Below are 17,736 nucleotides of genomic sequence, written 5' to 3' on the forward strand. Positions count from 1 at the left end.
AGGCGCAATGAAATTTACTGATATTTTTGTTCGCCGACCGGTTCTGGCTCTCGTGGTCAGTGCGTTGATTGTATTAATTGGTTTATTTGCACTGAGTAAGTTGCCTATCCGCCAATATCCACAGCTTGAAAGCTCGACGATCACCATTACTACGCAATACCCTGGTGCATCGGCTAAATTGATGCAAGGCTTTGTGACGCAACCCATTGCCCAAGCCGTTTCCTCTGTAGAAGGCGTCGACTATTTGTCTTCTTCTTCTGTGCAAGGAAGCAGCCTTGTCACCGTACGAATGGAACTTAACCGAGACTCCACTCAAGCCCTTGCGCAAGTAATGGCGAAGGTGAACCAAGTTCGTTATAAATTACCTAAAGAAGCTTATGACCCTGTGATTGAGCTTTCCTCTGGGGAATCCACTGCGGTTGCTTATATCGGTTTTTCCAGTACCAATCTATCCATTCCAGCCCTAACAGATTACATTTCTCGCGTCATTGAGCCAATGTATTCCTCAATTGACGGTGTCGCCAAAGTTCAAGTCTTTGGAGGGCAACAGTTGGCGATGCGTTTATGGCTTGATGCCGATAAATTAGCAGGTCGAGGCCTAACCGCGGCCGATGTTGCGCAAGCGGTTCGCCAAAACAACTACCAAGCGGCTCCCGGCAAAGTCAAAGGTGAGTTCGTAATTTCCAATGTTTATGTTAATACCGACCTCACGAATGTCGATGAGTTTCGTGATTTAGTGATCCGCAACGACGGTAATGGATTAGTACGTTTAAAAGATGTGGGAACCATCGAATTAGGCGCTGCTTCCACAGAAACCAGTGGTTTAATGAATGGTGAGCCTGCGATTTATCTTGGGTTGTTTGCCACCCCAACGGGTAACCCACTGGTAATCGTTGATGGCATGAATCAATTAATGACAGACATCACCAAAACATTGCCACCCGGTGTCAAAGTGGAAATGGCATTTGAAACTTCGCGCTTTATTAAAGCGTCTATTGACCAAGTTATTAGCACATTAATTGAAGCTCTCTTGATTGTTATTGTTGTTATTTACCTCTGTTTAGGGTCAATTCGCAGCGTAATCATCCCAATCTTAGCTATTCCACTATCAATGTTAGGTGCAGCCGCACTAATGATGGCATTTGGCTTTAGTATTAACTTACTAACGTTACTGGCCATGGTATTAGCGATTGGTCTGGTTGTCGATGACGCTATCGTGGTCGTCGAAAACGTCCATCGCCATATTGAAGAAGGGAAATCACCGGTTTTAGCGGCTTTAATTGGAGCTCGTGAAGTAGCAGGGCCAGTTATCGCAATGACAATCACCTTGGCAGCAGTTTATGCACCAATCGGGCTCATGTCGGGTTTAACAGGGGCTTTATTTAAAGAATTCGCACTCACCTTGGCCGGTGCAGTAATTGTTTCCGGTATTGTGGCGTTAACCCTTTCCCCTGTGATGAGCTCTTTTATGTTGAACTCAAAACAGAATGAAGGGCGTATGGCGCGTATGGCAGAAACCTTCTTTTCTACCTTAGCCCATTACTATACCATTGTATTGAATTTCTCTTTGAAAAACCGTTGGTTAACAGGTGTTATTGCCATTAGTGTCTTCATTAGCTTACCACTGCTTTATCAATCTGCCCCTCGTGAATTGGCCCCTGTGGAAGACCAATCCAGCGTATTAACGGCAATCAAATCTCCTCAACACGCTAACCTCGAGTATGTAGAACGCTTTTCGCGTAAGTTACATGATGTTTTCATGGAATTACCGGAAACAGAAAGTACTTGGATTATTAACGGGACCGATGGCCCTTCCGCCAGCTTTGGGGGAACTAACTTAACGTCATGGGAACAGCGTGATCGCGCTGCATCTGAGATCCAAGGGGACTTACAAGGGCGTGTCGGTGATGTTGAGGGGAACAGTATTTTCGTTTTCCAATTACCCGCTTTACCGGGTTCAACGGGGGGCTTACCAATCCAAATGGTTCTCAGAAGCCCGCAGGATTATTCCGTACTCTATAAAACCATGGAAGAGATCAAGCAGCAAGCACGTGAAAGCGGCCTATTTATGGTGGTAGATAGTGACCTTGACTATAACAATCCTGTAGTAGAAGTCCGTATTAACCGTTCAAAAGCAAATAGCTTAGGCATTCGCATGCAAGATATCGGCGAATCACTGACCTTATTAGTGGGAGAAAACTATATTAACCGCTTTGGGATGGATGGCCGCTCCTATGATGTGATCCCTCAAAGTATTCGTAGCCAACGCTTAACACCGGAAGCCCTTTCACGCCATTATGTGAAATCGGAAGCGGGGACGATGATCCCACTGTCAACGGTGGTCGATATCAATACCCAAGTTGAACCGAATAAACTCACGCAATTTAATCAGCAGAATGCAGCAATTTTCCAAGCAATACCCGCCCCTGGGGTCACATTAGGCCAAGCTGTTGCCTACTTAGATAATATTGCCAATGAGCTACCTGCCGGTTTTAGCCATGACTGGCAATCCGATTCGCGCCAATATAAACAAGAAGGAAACACCCTCGCCTTTGCCTTTATGGCGGCGCTCATCATTATTTACTTAGTCTTAGCGGCACAATATGAAAGTTTAGTCGACCCATTGATTATCTTGATTACTGTTCCACTTTCAATTTGTGGTGCGTTAATTCCATTAGCACTTGGCTATGCGACATTGAATATTTACACCCAAATCGGCTTAGTCACATTGATTGGTTTAATCAGTAAACACGGAATATTGATGGTTGAGTTTGCCAATGAATTACAAGCCAATGAAGGGCTAGATAGACGGCATGCCATTCTCAAAGCAGCACAAATTCGTTTACGCCCAATATTAATGACAACTGCGGCAATGGTGATTGGTTTAGTTCCGCTGCTATTCGCCACTGGAGCCGGCGCCAATAGCCGCTTTGGTTTAGGTTTAGTGATCGTCACCGGTATGTTAGTTGGTACATTATTTACCCTGTTTGTTTTACCAACCATGTATACCTTATTAGCCCGTAATCACAGTGCAACTGCACTGACACCAAGGCGCTATGAGCTTGCCGAAGCGAATCGCCTAATCAAAGAAACTGAGGAGACGTCTCAATGAGAAATACGTTAGCTAGCCGTCATCAACGTAACAACCGTACAGTCAGCGAAGTTGAAGTGAATGCGATGAGCAATAGCATGGCAATGCTATTAATTTATCATGGTCTCCCTGCTGGCTTGGAAAAATCCCATTCCACCTCGCCCTCGAATACCTTAGGTAAGCCTACCCGCTAATGTAAATAGCCGCCAAATTATTTAGGTTTGGCGGCTATTATCAAACAACATGACAAAGAACTCTATTGGCCTTCGTAAAAAGCTAAAACAAGATTACCTTCCCGAATAATAATTGGGTTGCCGGGTAATGCATCCAACAATTCACGCTGAGAGCTTTCTACGACCACCGCCACATCTTTATAATGGTAGTTTTTCAATAAGTCAGGTAGCTGTTTTAAGCTGTAAAACCGATTAGCGGCATCTGGGTATTTGAGCCCGTAGCCCAATTCCCCAGTTTGGTGAAGCATTGTAATATCACTACGTTTAAGTACCCATGCCAATGCGGTACCGAGCCCTACATTATTGGTTAACAATACAGATTTATCAGCTAATTGGTGATGATATTTCGCAATCACCTCTTGCGGGGTATTATTACTGGCAATACGAGATGGGATCACATGCCCTACCGTTAAGCTAATTGCCACCGTACACACCGCGGCTAAATACCAAAACCGTTGTTTGAAAGAGACCAAAGCAACCAATAACCAAAAAATAAAGGCACCCGCAGCTAACCATAATTTTCCACTTTCATCGGCCTGATACACATTCAGTTTAGGGTAATAAGCAGAAACAATAATTCCCCCAGCAATAGCGCCACCAATTAATGTGTTAATCAATGCATTCAAACGAATAGGCAGTGTTTTTTTCTCAGTGAGAATTTTTTCAATGTAGGCCGCCATAAGAACAGCAATAGGTGCAATACAAGGCAAAATATAGGTCAGTAATTTTCCTTTAGTGATACTGAAAAATACAAATGGCGCAATAAACCACATTAGAAAATAAATATGTACCCCTTTTTGCTGCCATGCATGGCGTAGTGCGCCAAAAAGGTACCCCAGCCAAGGCAATACCGCGGCAAGTAAAATAGGGATATAAAACCAGAATGGGGATTTATTTTGCGCATTATTCGCCATAAAACGTTGAATATGCTCAACCCAGAAGAAATAGTTCCAGAAATCAGGCTCACGACTAGCAATGACAAAAGCCCAAGGTAAGCACACGACAAAGGCAGTAAATAGCGAAACAAAAGAGAAAACAAACACTTCTTTGAATTGCTTAAAGTAGATGGCAGTTACTGAACACACCAGCAAAGGTAACACTAAAACAAGAAAACCTTTTGTTAATACGCCTAACCCACAGGCTACTCCCATCATCATGAAGGCGAATAGTTTATGAGAGAAGTATTTTGTCGTTAACCCCCATTGGAAAAAGAAAATCACCATAGTGATAAATGCTGTCACGATGGGGTCAAGAATATTGTAGGTGCCGATGGTAAAGACCATCAACATTGAAAGATAAATAAACACCGCGTTGAAAGCGAGACGTGAGTTTTTCCAAGCCATTTTGGCACTGAGATACACAAATAGCCCACTGACTAATGTACTAAATACTACGCCAAGGCGAACAGAAATGTTATTTTCACCAAATAACATTTGGAAAATAGCCCCTACCCAATAACCAAAAATAGGCTTCTCAAAATAACGAATATCTAAAAGTTCAGGAACGCTCCAGTTATAACTAATAATCAATTCCCGACTAATTTCCGCATACCGCAGTTCATCCGGTTGCCACAATAACCTACCGTTTAATGGTAAAAAATAGGTTACTAGGACAAAACCAAATAACAGGCACCATTTAAGGTAGGCAACTTTATTGTTTGCCATAATCATCTCATCTCAACCATTCTTGTTATTGATATTTAATAATTTTATTTAGTTCATTTGAAAAGCACTTTCATTTTATTTAGCTATTATCGTTATGACAATTAAACCCCATTTAAACAAGTCAAAAGTTAATTGGTATGAATACCGCTATATATAAACAATTAATAAATGGAAACTACATTTTGTCGATAAAAGAGATAAGAATCGCAGATTAAGACTGAATACTTAAAGAATAGTTCAGTATTTAAAAATAAGATAAAAATTAACTTACTCTTAATGTTAGTCATTAATACAAAAAAACATACAGTAACTTATAAACAAAAACCGGTCAGAGCATTCGCCATAACCGGTTATTATTCATGCCAAGTAAAGCTATTTGGCTGCAACTAACGCTTGTTCAAGGTCGGCTAAAATATCATCGATATGTTCTATACCAATTGATAAACGAATCATATCTCGGGAAACCCCAGCTTGTGCTAATTCTGCGTCATTGAGCTGGCGATGCGTCGTTGATGCAGGGTGGCAAGCTAGTGATTTAGCATCACCAATATTCACCAACCGCACAATCAGTTTCAAGGCATCAATAAAGCGAGCTCCTGCTTCTTGCCCACCTTTAATACCAAACGACATAATACTGGCAGGCTTGCCGTTCATATATTTCTGCGCTAAATCATGTTCAGGGTTGCTAGGTAGTCCTGCATATTTCACCCATTCCACTTGAGGATGATTTTCGAGGTAATTCGCAACTTTTAGTGCATTTTCAGTATGTCTATCCATTCTTAACGCGAGAGTTTCTAACCCTTGTAGAATTAAAAACGCATTAAATGGTGACAATGCGGCACCCGTTCCGCGCAGTGGGGCAACACGGCAACGCGCAATAAAGGCAGCGGCGCCAAAATGTTCAGTATAGCTTACGCCATGATAAGCCACGTCAGGCTCTATCAATAATGAAAAACGGTCTGGGTACTCTGCCCATGGGAATTTACCTGAATCAATAACCATTCCACCCAGTGATGTACCATGGCCGCCAATATACTTAGTCAATGAATGAACCACGATATCTGCCCCATGTTCAAATGGGCGGCATAAATATGGGGTCGCTACGGTATTATCGACAATCAAAGGCACACCATGGCGATGTGCAACTTCAGCGAGTGCAGCAATATCTACAATAAAACCCGCTGGATTTGAAATTGACTCACAGAATACGGCTCGAGTCTTGTTATCAATAAGCGCTTCAAGTGCTGCTAAGTCATCGTGCTCTGCAAAACGGGTTTCAATTCCTAAGCGTGGCAAAGCGTGGGCAAGTAAATTGTATGTTCCGCCATATAATTTTGCCACGGAAACAATGTTGTCACCTGCTTGTGCGACTGTTTGGATCGCATAAGTAATTGCCGCCATTCCAGAAGCAACAGCCAACCCTGCTACCCCCCCCTCAAGGGCAGCAACACGTTGCTCTAGAACATCATTCGTTGGGTTCATAATTCGCGTGTAAATATTACCCGCGACTTTTAAATCGAAGAGATCAGCGCCGTGCTGAGTGTCATCAAAAGCATAAGAAGTCGTTTGGTAAATCGGTACGGCAACAGACTTGGTAGTAGGATCAGGGGAGTAGCCCGCGTGAATCGATAATGTTTCTAATTTCATTCGTTATCCTTGTTACGACACACTGGAAAATGCAATTGCCAGAGGAGGTTCATAATTATGTTGTTATGATGCTGTGATAACTCTAGATATTACCTAAGACACCATAGCGAGCAACTAATTGAACTTGAAATTATTTCACATTGATAGATGCAGCAATGGTGATTATCACACCCTTCAGCTTAAAAATGAGTTATATCAGTGTCTATCCTTATAACCTATTTCGTATTGATATAAAAAAAGCCACAACCCCTACAGGTCGTGGCTTTACGTCTTATATAACTTTATTTATAACTATAAGAAAGCGCCATAAATAACCGAAGTAATAGATGCTAACCCACAAATAAAGGTGAAAATTTGTGCCAGTTTTGACGTGCTAAATTTCTTCATTGCTGGAACAATATTCATCGACACAACAGGCAGAATAAACAGAATAGCGGCAATCATTGGCGCCCCCATCGTTTCAATCATGCCTAAAATACTTGGGTTACGAATAGTCACAATCCACGTTGTAATCACAATAAATAACATGGATGCCATTTCAATTTTCTTTACAGAGAAAGAAGAACGAGACTTGATTAACCCAACTAAACCTTCATGAGCCCCTAAGAAGTGACCAAAGTAACTCGATACAATCGCAGCAAAAGCAACAATCGGCCCTAAGTAGGACAAGATTGGCGATGGATTGATATTCGCGATATGTGATAACACACTGATATTTTGTTCTTTCGCAACAGCAAGTTCAGCAGGGCTTAATGATAACACCACAGAGAAAACGAAAAACATCACAAAGCCAGTCAGCATTAATGCAGCACCGCCAGTGATCATATCTGTTTTCACAATAGCATTATTGCCGAATTGTTGGCGCTGGTCTTTCGTGAATTGGCTGATGATTGGGCTATGGTTAAATGAAAATACGATAAGGGGGATCGCCATCCAAACAACCACTGGCATTGAACTCCAGTCTGGTGCCACCTCTAGCATTGACATATTCCATTCAGGAATTAAATACAATGACAAAGCTAATAAAATAAAGACCAAAGGATAAACCATTAGAGACGTGAGCTTTAACATAAGGTCACGACCAAATACCACCCCAGCTGTCATTGCAGCAATCAGCACGCCAGACAGCAACCATCGTGGTAGTGGATCTATACCTAATTGATTGACTAGGAATGAATCAACCGTATTCGTGATACCCACACCGTAAATCAATACGATAGGGTAAATAGCAAAAAAGTAGGCAAAGGTAATAATATTTGCGCCTATTTTACCAAAATGCTCTTCGACCGTATCGGTAATATCCGCATTGGGATTTTTTGAAGATAAAACAAAGCGGGCTAACCCTTTATGGGCCAGCCAAATCATTGGAGTGGCAATTATTGCCAATACAACTAATGGCCAAAACCCCCCTGCACCAGCTTTAATTGGCAGGAATAGAACACCTGCGCCAACAGCGGTTCCAAATAAAGAAAGTACCCAAGTAAAATCCTTATAGGTCCACTTACTGGCAGGTTTATCGACTGCGACTACTGCTTTTTCAATTGTGCTCATCTTGTGTTCTTCATCATTAACGTTATTAAAATAAGATGTGCAGATTTTGCATTAAATGAGCAACAGTACCTAATTTAATTACGCTATTTTTTTCAACTTTTTGGTGTAGATCTCGTTAATAACGTAAAAAAAACAAATACCACATAATTATTCTGTAAATAAATAATTTCGCAATTAATTAAAAGAGTAAATTTTAGATATAAAGTATTTAATTTTTAATTCGAGAAAGGGCTGAATGATTCGTTCAGCCCTTTTTTTTATCTGAAAAACTGAAGTTTTACAGATAGACAGGCACTAATATTTCTGTCGCAATCACGACCACAACCAATCCAACTAATACTGGGATTGACGTTCTTTTCACCACTTCGAACGGAGAGATTTTTGCCATACCAGACACAGCCACGACAACCCCTGATACAGGCGATAATGTCCGCCCTAAGTTAGAGGCTTGCAGCATTGGGATCACTAAATAAGCTGGATTGACCCCCATTTGTTTTGCTAAGTGAGGAATTAACTCAACAAATGCATAGAATGGGGCATTACCCGAACCCGTTGTCATCGCGGCTAACATCGTGATCACCACCAGTGCGATCATCATCACTATAGCGCCTGAACCGAATGATTGAGCAAGGTCAATTAGCCCTTTAATAAAGCCAATCGTGCTTAAACCTTGTGCAAATACCCCTGCTGCCACTAATAACATCACGACCGTTGCAAATGCTTCTGCCATGCCTTTGTAACAAACTTCTAAGCCACTATAGACATGTTTAGCGCTGAAACTACGAATAAATTCAATGACTGCTGCCAAAATAATACAGCCAACAATAATAGTAACAATATGCAATTCAGGCGCCCATTTGCCATCAAACACTAAAACACCAATAATCGGTGTGAAAGGTAAAATAGCGTAGAAAGCAGGTGCATGGGTTTTAATTTCATTAACATCTAACATTTCAGTTGTGACATTTTCTTTTCTGTCGAGATAACGCTGCCAGAAAAAGTGGGCGATTGACATTGCCACAATTGCCGCGATAGAAATCGGTAAGGTCGTTTTAAATGCAAAGTCGATTAATGGCATTTCGGCTGCTTTTGCCGCTAAGATAACATCACCAGACGTTGGCGCTAAAATAATTGCCGCTGGCGATGCACAGATTGCCGCTGCTGCACCACGACTGATCCCGACATTCACCATGACAGGGAATAGCGTCGCCATCAGTAATACCCCGAGGCCAGTTGCAGAGGAAACGGCTAGTGACATCAAACATGCCACAATATAAGCAGCAACCATCAACAAATAAGGTGAGTTGATCATTTTTAATGGCTTAGATGCGATTTTCACCACGACATCATTCGCCCCGATATGAGTCATATAAGATGCAAACCCACATAGCACCATGATCATCATACCAAGGTCGCCACCTCGGCTCATTAATAGGAATTTTATGTATTCCAAGATATCTGTTACACGCCACCCCGTCGTCGGAACAGAACCTGGTAAAATACTTTTTCCCATAATAGCGGTAATGATCAGAAGTAAAATACCCCCGGTCATTAACACTCCCGTTGCGGAATATCCTTTTATGATATAACGCCCAACTCCAATGGCGACAATTACGCCGATTAAGAGCTCAATCATTTATTTCTCCTGCCTGTCTTATTTTGTAATTATAAAAAAAATTACTCTGCCTAATTATTAAGCAAAATTCACTGACAATGATCATGTCAGCAGATGATTTTTAATATAGAAATGCGTTAAAACACAAGAGAAATAAATAAAAAATCTATTTTGGGCGCCCATTTACAGCCGATAGCCCCAAATATTAATAAAGAATAGGAAAATCAGCTTTGTTTAGCGATGTAATGTTTTTCACATTAAAGAGGAAAATTGATTAACTAAATAACTCATAAATCATATCACCAAAAAAGCCGCGATATTGCAGATAACGAATTTGCTTGCTCTTTTCTTTAAAATCTTTAGGAATGCTATCCCCAAACTTCTTATTGCGCACCCATGCGGCCTTTTCAAACCAGTCTACATCTAAAGTGGCAAAATGCTTTTCCACAATTGTTTCAGGAAAACCTTTCTGCCGCATTTCTTGTTTTATCCGCAATGGGCCGTATCCCTTGCGCAGAAAACCTTGCATTAATAACCCTGCGACACGGTCATCATCAAGAAAATGTTGCTCACTTAACCGCTCAAGCACCAATTCAATTAAAGGCTCGTCAATAATGCCTTCATTTTTTTCATACATACGCCGTTTCATACGGGCAAATAGCTCAGCTTTACCGTAATCACGGCGGGAAAGCATAAATAAGGCATATTGGTAAAGCTCGGATTCATTCATGGCGTTAAACTTTCATCATTAAATTGGGCGCATTGCGCGCCCAGTCTAACATAAACCTTTGTACTCTACGTTACATGTAGGCGACAAACGAAGACAGACCGATGAGCATACATAAGTATGTGATTCGGCTGGCTAAGTGCAGTCAACACCCATGCAGCTTGAAGTATGACAAATATATACTCTAAATAATTCAAGTTGCATGTAGGCGACAAGCGAAGACAGACCGATGAGCATACATAAGTATGTGATTCGGCTGGCTAAGTGCAGTCAACACCCATGCAGCTTGAAGTATGACGAGTTAGTGAACTTGAGTACCACTTAGCAGTTTATATATCGTATCTGGGGTATAGCTGCCGTCTTGGAAATAAATTGTCCAGTCCGTAATATCATCACGTGTTAATGGGTAAACTTCCCCTTCTTGCATATTTTTCACATAAAAAGGATGGTTTATTAAGCGCCCTTCAAATTGGTCACCATGCCAAGAAACGGGTTCAAACCACATATGTTCATGACCATCGAAATCTTCTTCCGCATCATGGTAGCCAATACCGCATTTCACTAAAAAGCGCCATTCAGAGTCTTCAGTTTCCTCGTTTTTACCGAGGAATTTGGCAAAAAAACCTTTCTTCTGAGCAACCGGTTTTGGCCCGTAGTTATCTAACATATGAGTGAAATACTCCCAACGTAACTTAGCTTTGCGAGACATATCGGCCGTTTCTTCGTCAGTACGCATAAACATCATGGCATTTTGATCTTCAAACCCTTCAAAGAAGCTTTCTAAGGTTGGGTTTTCTTGTGTTACACGGAATAACATGGCTGAAGGATGTTGATGAGATTCGTCTCTATCATGCCAATCTCCCATAAAACGCTCTGATGATGCATCTCCAAACTCGAAACTCATCTCTTCTAGCGGTTTTAAATCATCAATGGGTGTGGATTTACCTACATGTAGCAGCCCTTCTTCAAACGGTACTGCAACTAAATATTCATAGCCCACCTGGGTTTGTCCAATAAAAATCGGCTCATTAAACACGATTTTTCCGTGAGTAATGCTGTTATTCACGAAGCTCCAAAACAGTTCGGGAATACCATAATAAGAAGCAATCGGGTGCGGTATAATAATTTCTGCTTCTGATAAACCACAACGTGCCAAGCCGTGAGTGTGGAACCAATACATGGTCGGCGCACGCTCTTCTTCCGGCTTGTCTTCGTTATCTTCTTGGTCATAAATAGCATGAACAACATACAAAGAATCAATGCTTGGCATCAAATCATCAATGAGTTGGAAATTAAGCCACTCACGAGTAAATACTTTCCCTGCGGCAGAAATATCCAAGCCCAGTAATAAATCGGGTACCAAGATTTGAATAATCTTTAGCTGCTGCAGATAATTGACTAATGGTTGCCCTTGAAATAAGCACTCAACAATCACCGCTTGGGGGGCAGCACTTGCTTCTGCATACAGCTCAGGGCTGATTGGGTCAGTGGCAAAATAAGGGTTGATGGTATATTCAGGGTCGCTATCCACTAAAGCGATATAAAAACGTAATTCTTCTTCATCTTTTTTACAGCTAAAGAAAAAACCGCCATCCTCTGGAATGTAATCTATCTCACCCTCGGTGAAATAAGTTTGTTCTTCTAAACGCTGCTCAAGTAATAAAGACGTCAGCTCAGAACCAGGAATAGCAACCATCATTGATGCTTCTTTCTCGCCCTCACCTGCTGCGGTATCAAGGTAGTGTTGTTTATTATTCATTTTCAGACCTATTAATAAGTGACTGTGGCGAGGATATCAGCTTATATTCATTAAGAATATTGTGATTATTCTTAACAAACTGAGATTGTGATTTGATCCTTCGTATTGCAACTAAGTTAATAAATAATCATTATTCGACAATCAGTTATTCTACTTTTCATACGGTATTGGCTGAGGCACAATAATGCTCTTTCTTTAATTTGCTTTATATTGATGAAGCAAAAGTCCTATTTCAATAAAGGTAATTCAAATATGGCTGATTTAACCAAAGCACAAAAAGAATATGTCGATGACCTCGCAATGCAGCGTGTTTTTGATATGAATAATGATGACGTTTTTGTGGATGCTTTAGAACAAAAAATTCACCAATTAGAAGACCATTTGAAAGCCTATTTTCATGAGCGAGTTAAGTTTCATCAGCAAACTAAAAAATAGCCTTTTGCCTGCTCAGTGCTGGTATTGTTTATTATATCGGCACCTGCTCTATCCCTTTCATATAGCCATCTTAAATAGATAATAAACGCACATTTCTTTAGTTCAACTTATCAACAAAAAAGCATTAAGCGCCATCTAATAATAAATTTCTAATGATAGAATTCCAATCATCACTGTACGACTAATAACAATTTATCTATTACACTTCTTTATTGTCCAAATATTGAGCCAATTTTATGAAATGCATTCAATTCAGTACTGCACTGATCCTTTCTTCTATTATGAGCATGTCTGTGAGCTTTGCCGATAGCGATCGTCCATTATTTTCAGTCTCTGTAAGTGAGTCTGGAGTACCACAAAATAATAGCGAAGGCGGCATTACTCGTTCTTCTACCACAGAGTCACGAGTACTGCCGATTTGGGGTGATGAAGCCCGTGCTCGAGGGTATGATTTACCAGAACCATTTGGGGCAAGTTATGGTTATATGAATATGCGCCAAGATATTGTGGTGGATAGAATCGGGTTTATTATGCCTAAAAACCCAGATACCGCCGCTGCGCTAAGTATTGATGCAGGCCACACACGACAAAAAAGTGAAACACACACTCTAAAGATAGACTCTTGGATTTTTCCTTTTTTAAACATTTACGGGTTATATGGCCACACTAAAGGCAAATCACATACTACATTAAACGGCGGTAGTTTAGGTGGTTTATCCTTAGATTTTTTACTTAAAGATCAACCTTTTGATTTAGATTTCAAAGGAAAAACTTATGGTGCTGGTTTTACTTTAGCCGGAGGTTATAACGACTTTTTCACAACATTAGATTTAAACTACACCAAAACTAACCTTGATGTTTTAGATGGTGACATTAAAGCTTTAATAATTTCCCCTCGTATTGGTTATCAATTCACTTTTGATCCATTAATTGATGGGCAAGGTGATACAAAAATTCAAATTTGGACTGGTGCCATGTACCAAGACATCACCCAACGCTTTAAAGGGAATGTAAATAAACTCGATTTACCGCCGGCATTTCAAGGTTTTATTAATGCCCTAGATGACCCTGGCATGAAATTCGATGTAAAACAACATCTTGCTCATAAATGGAATAATACTGTCGGTGCTCGTGTCGAGTTTACGCGTAATTTTAATGTGCTCACTGAATTCGGTTTTAATAACCGTAATACCTTCTTTGTATCTGGGGAATTCCGTTTTTAATGTGGCATTCGGCAATTATTCAAAGGCTGGCCTTGCTCAGCCTTTTTATTATTTTTCCTGCTAAAGCAGATTTTCTTCCTGACCGCCAGCAAATCGATGGCTGGCTAAACGATCTCGGTGGAGAAAATAGCTTTGATGAAAATAAAACTGTTGATTGGGGCATATTGCCAGGACCATTTTATACCCCCGAAATGGGCATTGGTATTGGCACCGCACTGGTTGGTTTATATCGAATAGATAAAGAAGATAAACAAACCCAGCCATCTTCTATTGGATTAAGCGGTTTTGCATCGTCGACCGGCGCATTTGGATTAAATTTTACCAATTATAATTTTATTGATAACGACCAGTGGCGGTTATTTGTTTCCGGTACCATTAACAATATTCCCACTTATTATTGGGGTAAGGGATATTCTGCAGGGAAAAACGATCACAATAAAGAAAAGTACCATTCTCAAGAGTTCCAAATAACTCCAAGAGCCTTATACCAACTGGCTGATTCTACTTATGTTGGGCTCGGTTGGAACTTCTCATCAATCAATGCCAGCGATCCTGATGATGGTGCGAAACAGTATTTCTCCAAGTCAATTGGGGGCCGTTCGGTGTTAAATTCAGGCATCAGTGCATATTACAGTTATGACACACGAGATTTCCTGCCCAATGCCCATCATGGTCAAACTTTTGAGGCCGTTTATACTTATTTTACACCTAGCCTCGGTAGCGATACACGCTTCCAAACCACCCAATTACAATATGCCTATTACCATGCCTTAGCCGAAGAAACTGTTATTGCATTCGACAATTATGCAAGGTTTTCAAGCGGAAATGTACCGTGGAACCAGCTATCATTACTTGGTAATGGTAACCGCATGCGCGGGTATTACGAAGGCCGTTATCGCGATAACAATATTTTCACCAGCCAAATAGAACTCCGCCATAAACTCGATTGGCGCCATGGCGTTGTTGGTTGGTTAGGCACAGGAACCATGAGCGATACTGCATCCGACTTAGGCCAAAGGCATTGGTTGCCCACCGTAGGTGTTGGCTACCGTTTTGAATTTAAACCAAGAATGAATGTTCGCTTGGATTTAGGTGTCGGCCGCAACAGCACAGGGGTTTATTTTCAGGTTGGGGAGGCATTTTAATGTTCAAATGGGTTCTGGCAATGGGGATTGCGCTTTTATTAGCCGCCTGCCAAAGTCATGACAAACTGGAATTGCCTGCCATTGAGCCTGTAATTACCCCCTATACTTTTGAAGCGGCCTCACAAGCTTGGCCTGTGGTTGCTTCCTTAGCTCCTCCACAAGGTTTGCGCGCTTGCTGTGCTTTTGGCTACAACTTGCAAGCTGAACTGTGGGGATTACCAGTCCCATTTTACACTATCGATAATATCGTTGAAGCAGATAGCCTCGGTGAACATCATTATAATGACAGCTTTTTAGGTGCCTCTGCAGCATTAATGGGGCTCAGTAATGAAAAAATAGGCTTACTCTATACGGATAAAAGCGGGTTTATTGATATTTCCCATGTCAGAGATACTGCAGATTATACTTTTTACTTATTTAGCCAAATTTACCCACGCCTTGGCCAACAATGGTCGCTGTCACTTAGTGAAGAGTTAGCAGATAGACAAATTCATTTCAGTGCATTTGAACCACCACAGTCTGCCAACCAACGTTATACCCTAAGCGCCTACTTAGCCGCAAAACTGGCTTTCCAGCTCGCAGTATGGCATGAAATTGCGCAGTGGTATGGTTATCAATCTGTACCGGGATTTTCCGAAGGGATTTCCGCATTTTCCCCTGAAGACCTGTACTCAAATTTACTTGGTTCCCGTCTCGCCTTAACTTTGATACTACAAGGCCGAGCAGACTCTTTAGCCACTTATTCTCAATCAATGGAAAATATTCTTCCACGAGCACTTCAGCGGCTAGGTAGCAAAGAAAAAAGTATAACCCGCAAAATGTTTGATAGCGTAGATGGCTTATGGTGGAACAGTTACCGTAGAGTACCGGAGAAATTTCTTGTTTTAACAAGGGATTACCAAACAAGTGACCAACGTTATCCTCTGATGCCCCCACAAATTATGCCATCTGAAAGCTTATTTTTAACGTTGCCTGATCGCTATCTCAAATATGATTTGTCATTACTCGCACAACTGCGTTTGCTCCCTACTGGTAACATGAAACAGCTCCCCAAACCAACCTCTTATTGGACAGTGGCAGATTTTCCACAGCTGGCGGAAGATGCGAAGCAACAAGATTTACTGCAACAAATTTTAAAGCCTTAAGGCCTATTTGTGATATCCATATTACTCACCCTATAGGACTTTATTCTGACATTACCGCACTTAAAACTTAAGGTAAATGTCACTTTTTACTCATTTGCAGATAATAATCTAATTTCACTTTTGTCTCATCGATAGGCTTTAATAAAACGATGGAGAACTCATTTTGATTAAAAAACAGCCTATCAACTGCTTATTTTTCAGACAAAATAACCCTATAATAACTACATGAATTGTGTGTTTTTCACTCAGATTTGACTTAAGTAAAGCCAAGGCGTTACGGAAATAAACAGTTTAATTTATCATTCTTCATGTGAAAATATATCAACAGAAACTTTATACCAATTAAAATCAGTAAATTCATAATAATATAAAAAAGTCTACAAAATAATACAGAAATTTCCCTAATGTCACCCGGATAAATGTAGCTCGTAAAAAATTAATCTGCTAATATTCGCTCGAATTTTGTTCAGAGATACTTAGGAGAAGCAAATGCCCTCTCGAACGATGAGGACAAACGCCGTCTTCGCTTTCTTATTTTTACTTTTATTTTCGAGCCTGAGTATGGGCTCCACCAGTACCAGCACAATGCTCAATAAAGAGTATACTAATAAAACTGTGCAACAGAATGTAAGTCAGGCTAAAACCTCACTCCCTGATTTACGTAAATACCCTTCTGGTACACCTCGAAAGAAAGCATTTTTGAAAACGGTTGTCCCTGTTATTGAAAAAGTGAATAAGCAGATCATGGCTGAACGTACTTGGTTGTTATCAGTACGAGCTAACAAGAAGTGGAGCGCCCAAGAATTGCGCCGTCTTGAGCAAATCTGTAATAGTTATGGTATGAAATGTAGTAACCCAAAACGTTTAAATTGGGACAAACTATTGAGTCGTGTCGACATCATGCCAACGCACTTAGTTGCAACACAAGCAGCAACAGAGTCTGGCTGGGGTACTTCACAACTCGCACTGCAAAACGGTAATTTATTTGGTATGCGCTGCGGTAGCGGCTGCCAAACTAAGCAAGGGAAAGTCAAAGGCTATTCTTCCTATGCTTCTGTAGAAGATACCGTAACTGCTTACATGAAGAACATGAATACCCATAATGCTTATGAGTCACTACGTACTTCACGAGCAAAGCAACGTCTATCAAAAGATGAGCTAGATACTAAAAAGCTAATCAATGATATGAAAGGATATTCAGAGTTAGGTTCAACCTATAACCGCTATTTACAAGAGATGTACGCGAGTAATGAAGAATTGATTACACAAGCTCAACAAAGAGCAGCCACTCGCATTTAATTTTGTATCACCAGGTACAAGACATAAAAAATCCACTTCGTTAAGTGGATTTTTTTATTATTTTTTAGATTGACTCTATTGCTCTAAATAGTTCGAGTGGTGGCAAGGCGGCAAGAGAGGCTATCCCTAGGAGCATACATAAGTATGTGACTAGGGTAGCTGAACGTAGCCAACAAAGTCACCATTCGAAATATGACGAGCA

General features: G+C 40.8%; 13 protein-coding genes. 7 read left to right on the forward strand and 6 right to left on the reverse strand.

What is annotated here, in order from left to right; all coding sequences use genetic code 11:
* Positions 1–7: 7 nt before the first annotated feature.
* Positions 8–3,112, forward strand: coding sequence for a MexW/MexI family multidrug efflux RND transporter permease subunit (locus PSE60_RS17520; RefSeq protein ID WP_272666273.1), 3,105 nt, complete (start codon positions 8–10; stop codon positions 3,110–3,112).
* A complete protein-coding gene (locus PSE60_RS17525) occupies positions 3,109–3,285 on the forward strand; it encodes a hypothetical protein (RefSeq protein WP_272666274.1) in 177 nt (58 codons plus the stop codon). The genes PSE60_RS17520 and PSE60_RS17525 overlap by 4 nt, the downstream gene beginning before the upstream one ends.
* A gap of 62 nt (positions 3,286–3,347) precedes the next feature.
* Here the strand turns inward: PSE60_RS17525 and arnT are convergent, their stop codons facing one another.
* From arnT to PSE60_RS17555, 6 genes are all read right to left on the reverse strand, one after another.
* Positions 3,348–4,994 carry a lipid IV(A) 4-amino-4-deoxy-L-arabinosyltransferase gene (gene arnT, locus PSE60_RS17530; RefSeq protein WP_336298618.1) on the reverse strand — a complete coding sequence of 549 codons (1,647 nt, stop codon included), beginning with the start codon at positions 4,992–4,994 and terminating at the stop codon, positions 3,348–3,350.
* Positions 4,995–5,360: 366 nt separating this feature from the next.
* Positions 5,361–6,635, reverse strand: a complete 1,275-nt coding sequence (locus PSE60_RS17535; protein WP_272666276.1) for a bifunctional O-acetylhomoserine aminocarboxypropyltransferase/cysteine synthase — start codon at positions 6,633–6,635, stop codon at positions 5,361–5,363.
* 291 nt (positions 6,636–6,926) lie between these two features.
* Positions 6,927–8,186 (reverse strand): aromatic amino acid transport family protein, encoded by a 1,260-nt coding sequence (locus tag PSE60_RS17540; protein ID WP_272666277.1) that lies wholly within the window; start codon positions 8,184–8,186, stop codon positions 6,927–6,929.
* Between the two features lie 277 nt (positions 8,187–8,463).
* Entirely contained in the window at positions 8,464–9,822 is a 1,359-nt protein-coding gene (gene dcuC, locus PSE60_RS17545) for an anaerobic C4-dicarboxylate transporter DcuC (RefSeq protein WP_004915139.1), read from the reverse strand.
* 253 nt (positions 9,823–10,075) lie between these two features.
* A complete protein-coding gene (locus PSE60_RS17550) occupies positions 10,076–10,531 on the reverse strand; it encodes a regulatory protein RecX (protein ID WP_272666278.1) in 456 nt (151 codons plus the stop codon).
* A 298-nt stretch (positions 10,532–10,829) separates the two neighbouring features.
* A complete protein-coding gene (locus PSE60_RS17555) occupies positions 10,830–12,287 on the reverse strand; it encodes a DUF4026 domain-containing protein (protein ID WP_272666279.1) in 1,458 nt (485 codons plus the stop codon).
* Between the two features lie 252 nt (positions 12,288–12,539).
* Here PSE60_RS17555 and PSE60_RS17560 point away from each other — a divergent pair, with 252 nt between their 5' ends.
* The 5 genes from PSE60_RS17560 (at position 12,540) to PSE60_RS17580 (ending at position 17,534) form a co-directional block, all read left to right on the forward strand.
* Entirely contained in the window at positions 12,540–12,722 is a 183-nt protein-coding gene (locus PSE60_RS17560; RefSeq protein ID WP_210838271.1) for a hypothetical protein, read from the forward strand.
* 236 nt (positions 12,723–12,958) lie between these two features.
* Positions 12,959–13,945: a hypothetical protein gene (locus PSE60_RS17565; RefSeq protein ID WP_272666280.1), complete on the forward strand. Its 987-nt coding sequence runs from the start codon at positions 12,959–12,961 to the stop codon at positions 13,943–13,945.
* Positions 13,945–15,090, forward strand: coding sequence for a BamA/TamA family outer membrane protein (locus tag PSE60_RS17570; protein WP_272666281.1), 1,146 nt, complete (start codon positions 13,945–13,947; stop codon positions 15,088–15,090). Before PSE60_RS17565 ends, PSE60_RS17570 begins: the two co-directional genes overlap by 1 nt.
* Positions 15,090–16,235 (forward strand): DUF4056 domain-containing protein, encoded by a 1,146-nt coding sequence (locus PSE60_RS17575; protein WP_210838265.1) that lies wholly within the window; start codon positions 15,090–15,092, stop codon positions 16,233–16,235. Before PSE60_RS17570 ends, PSE60_RS17575 begins: the two co-directional genes overlap by 1 nt.
* Positions 16,236–16,724: 489 nt before the next feature.
* Positions 16,725–17,534 carry a protein bax gene (locus PSE60_RS17580; RefSeq protein WP_210838263.1) on the forward strand — a complete coding sequence of 270 codons (810 nt, stop codon included), beginning with the start codon at positions 16,725–16,727 and terminating at the stop codon, positions 17,532–17,534.
* The last annotated feature ends 202 nt before the right edge of the window (positions 17,535–17,736 follow it).

This window comes from Providencia sp. PROV174 (assembly GCF_028480685.1).
Classification (GTDB): Bacteria; Pseudomonadota; Gammaproteobacteria; order Enterobacterales; family Enterobacteriaceae; genus Providencia; species Providencia rettgeri.

Bases quoted from the DNA above. Each gene is read 5' to 3' on its own strand.
- PSE60_RS17520 (WP_272666273.1), top strand. From the start codon at position 8: ATGAAATTTACTGATATTTTTGTTCGCCGACCGGTTCTGGCTCTCGTG.
- PSE60_RS17525 (WP_272666274.1), top strand. From the start codon at position 3,109: ATGAGAAATACGTTAGCTAGCCGTCATCAACGTAACAACCGTACAGTC.
- arnT (WP_336298618.1), bottom strand. From the start codon at position 4,994: ATGATTATGGCAAACAATAAAGTTGCCTACCTTAAATGGTGCCTGTTA.
- PSE60_RS17535 (WP_272666276.1), bottom strand. From the start codon at position 6,635: ATGAAATTAGAAACATTATCGATTCACGCGGGCTACTCCCCTGATCCT.
- PSE60_RS17540 (WP_272666277.1), bottom strand. From the start codon at position 8,186: ATGAGCACAATTGAAAAAGCAGTAGTCGCAGTCGATAAACCTGCCAGT.
- dcuC (WP_004915139.1), bottom strand. From the start codon at position 9,822: ATGATTGAGCTCTTAATCGGCGTAATTGTCGCCATTGGAGTTGGGCGT.
- PSE60_RS17550 (WP_272666278.1), bottom strand. From the start codon at position 10,531: ATGAATGAATCCGAGCTTTACCAATATGCCTTATTTATGCTTTCCCGC.
- PSE60_RS17555 (WP_272666279.1), bottom strand. From the start codon at position 12,287: ATGAATAATAAACAACACTACCTTGATACCGCAGCAGGTGAGGGCGAG.
- PSE60_RS17560 (WP_210838271.1), top strand. From the start codon at position 12,540: ATGGCTGATTTAACCAAAGCACAAAAAGAATATGTCGATGACCTCGCA.
- PSE60_RS17565 (WP_272666280.1), top strand. From the start codon at position 12,959: ATGAAATGCATTCAATTCAGTACTGCACTGATCCTTTCTTCTATTATG.
- PSE60_RS17570 (WP_272666281.1), top strand. From the start codon at position 13,945: ATGTGGCATTCGGCAATTATTCAAAGGCTGGCCTTGCTCAGCCTTTTT.
- PSE60_RS17575 (WP_210838265.1), top strand. From the start codon at position 15,090: ATGTTCAAATGGGTTCTGGCAATGGGGATTGCGCTTTTATTAGCCGCC.
- PSE60_RS17580 (WP_210838263.1), top strand. From the start codon at position 16,725: ATGCCCTCTCGAACGATGAGGACAAACGCCGTCTTCGCTTTCTTATTT.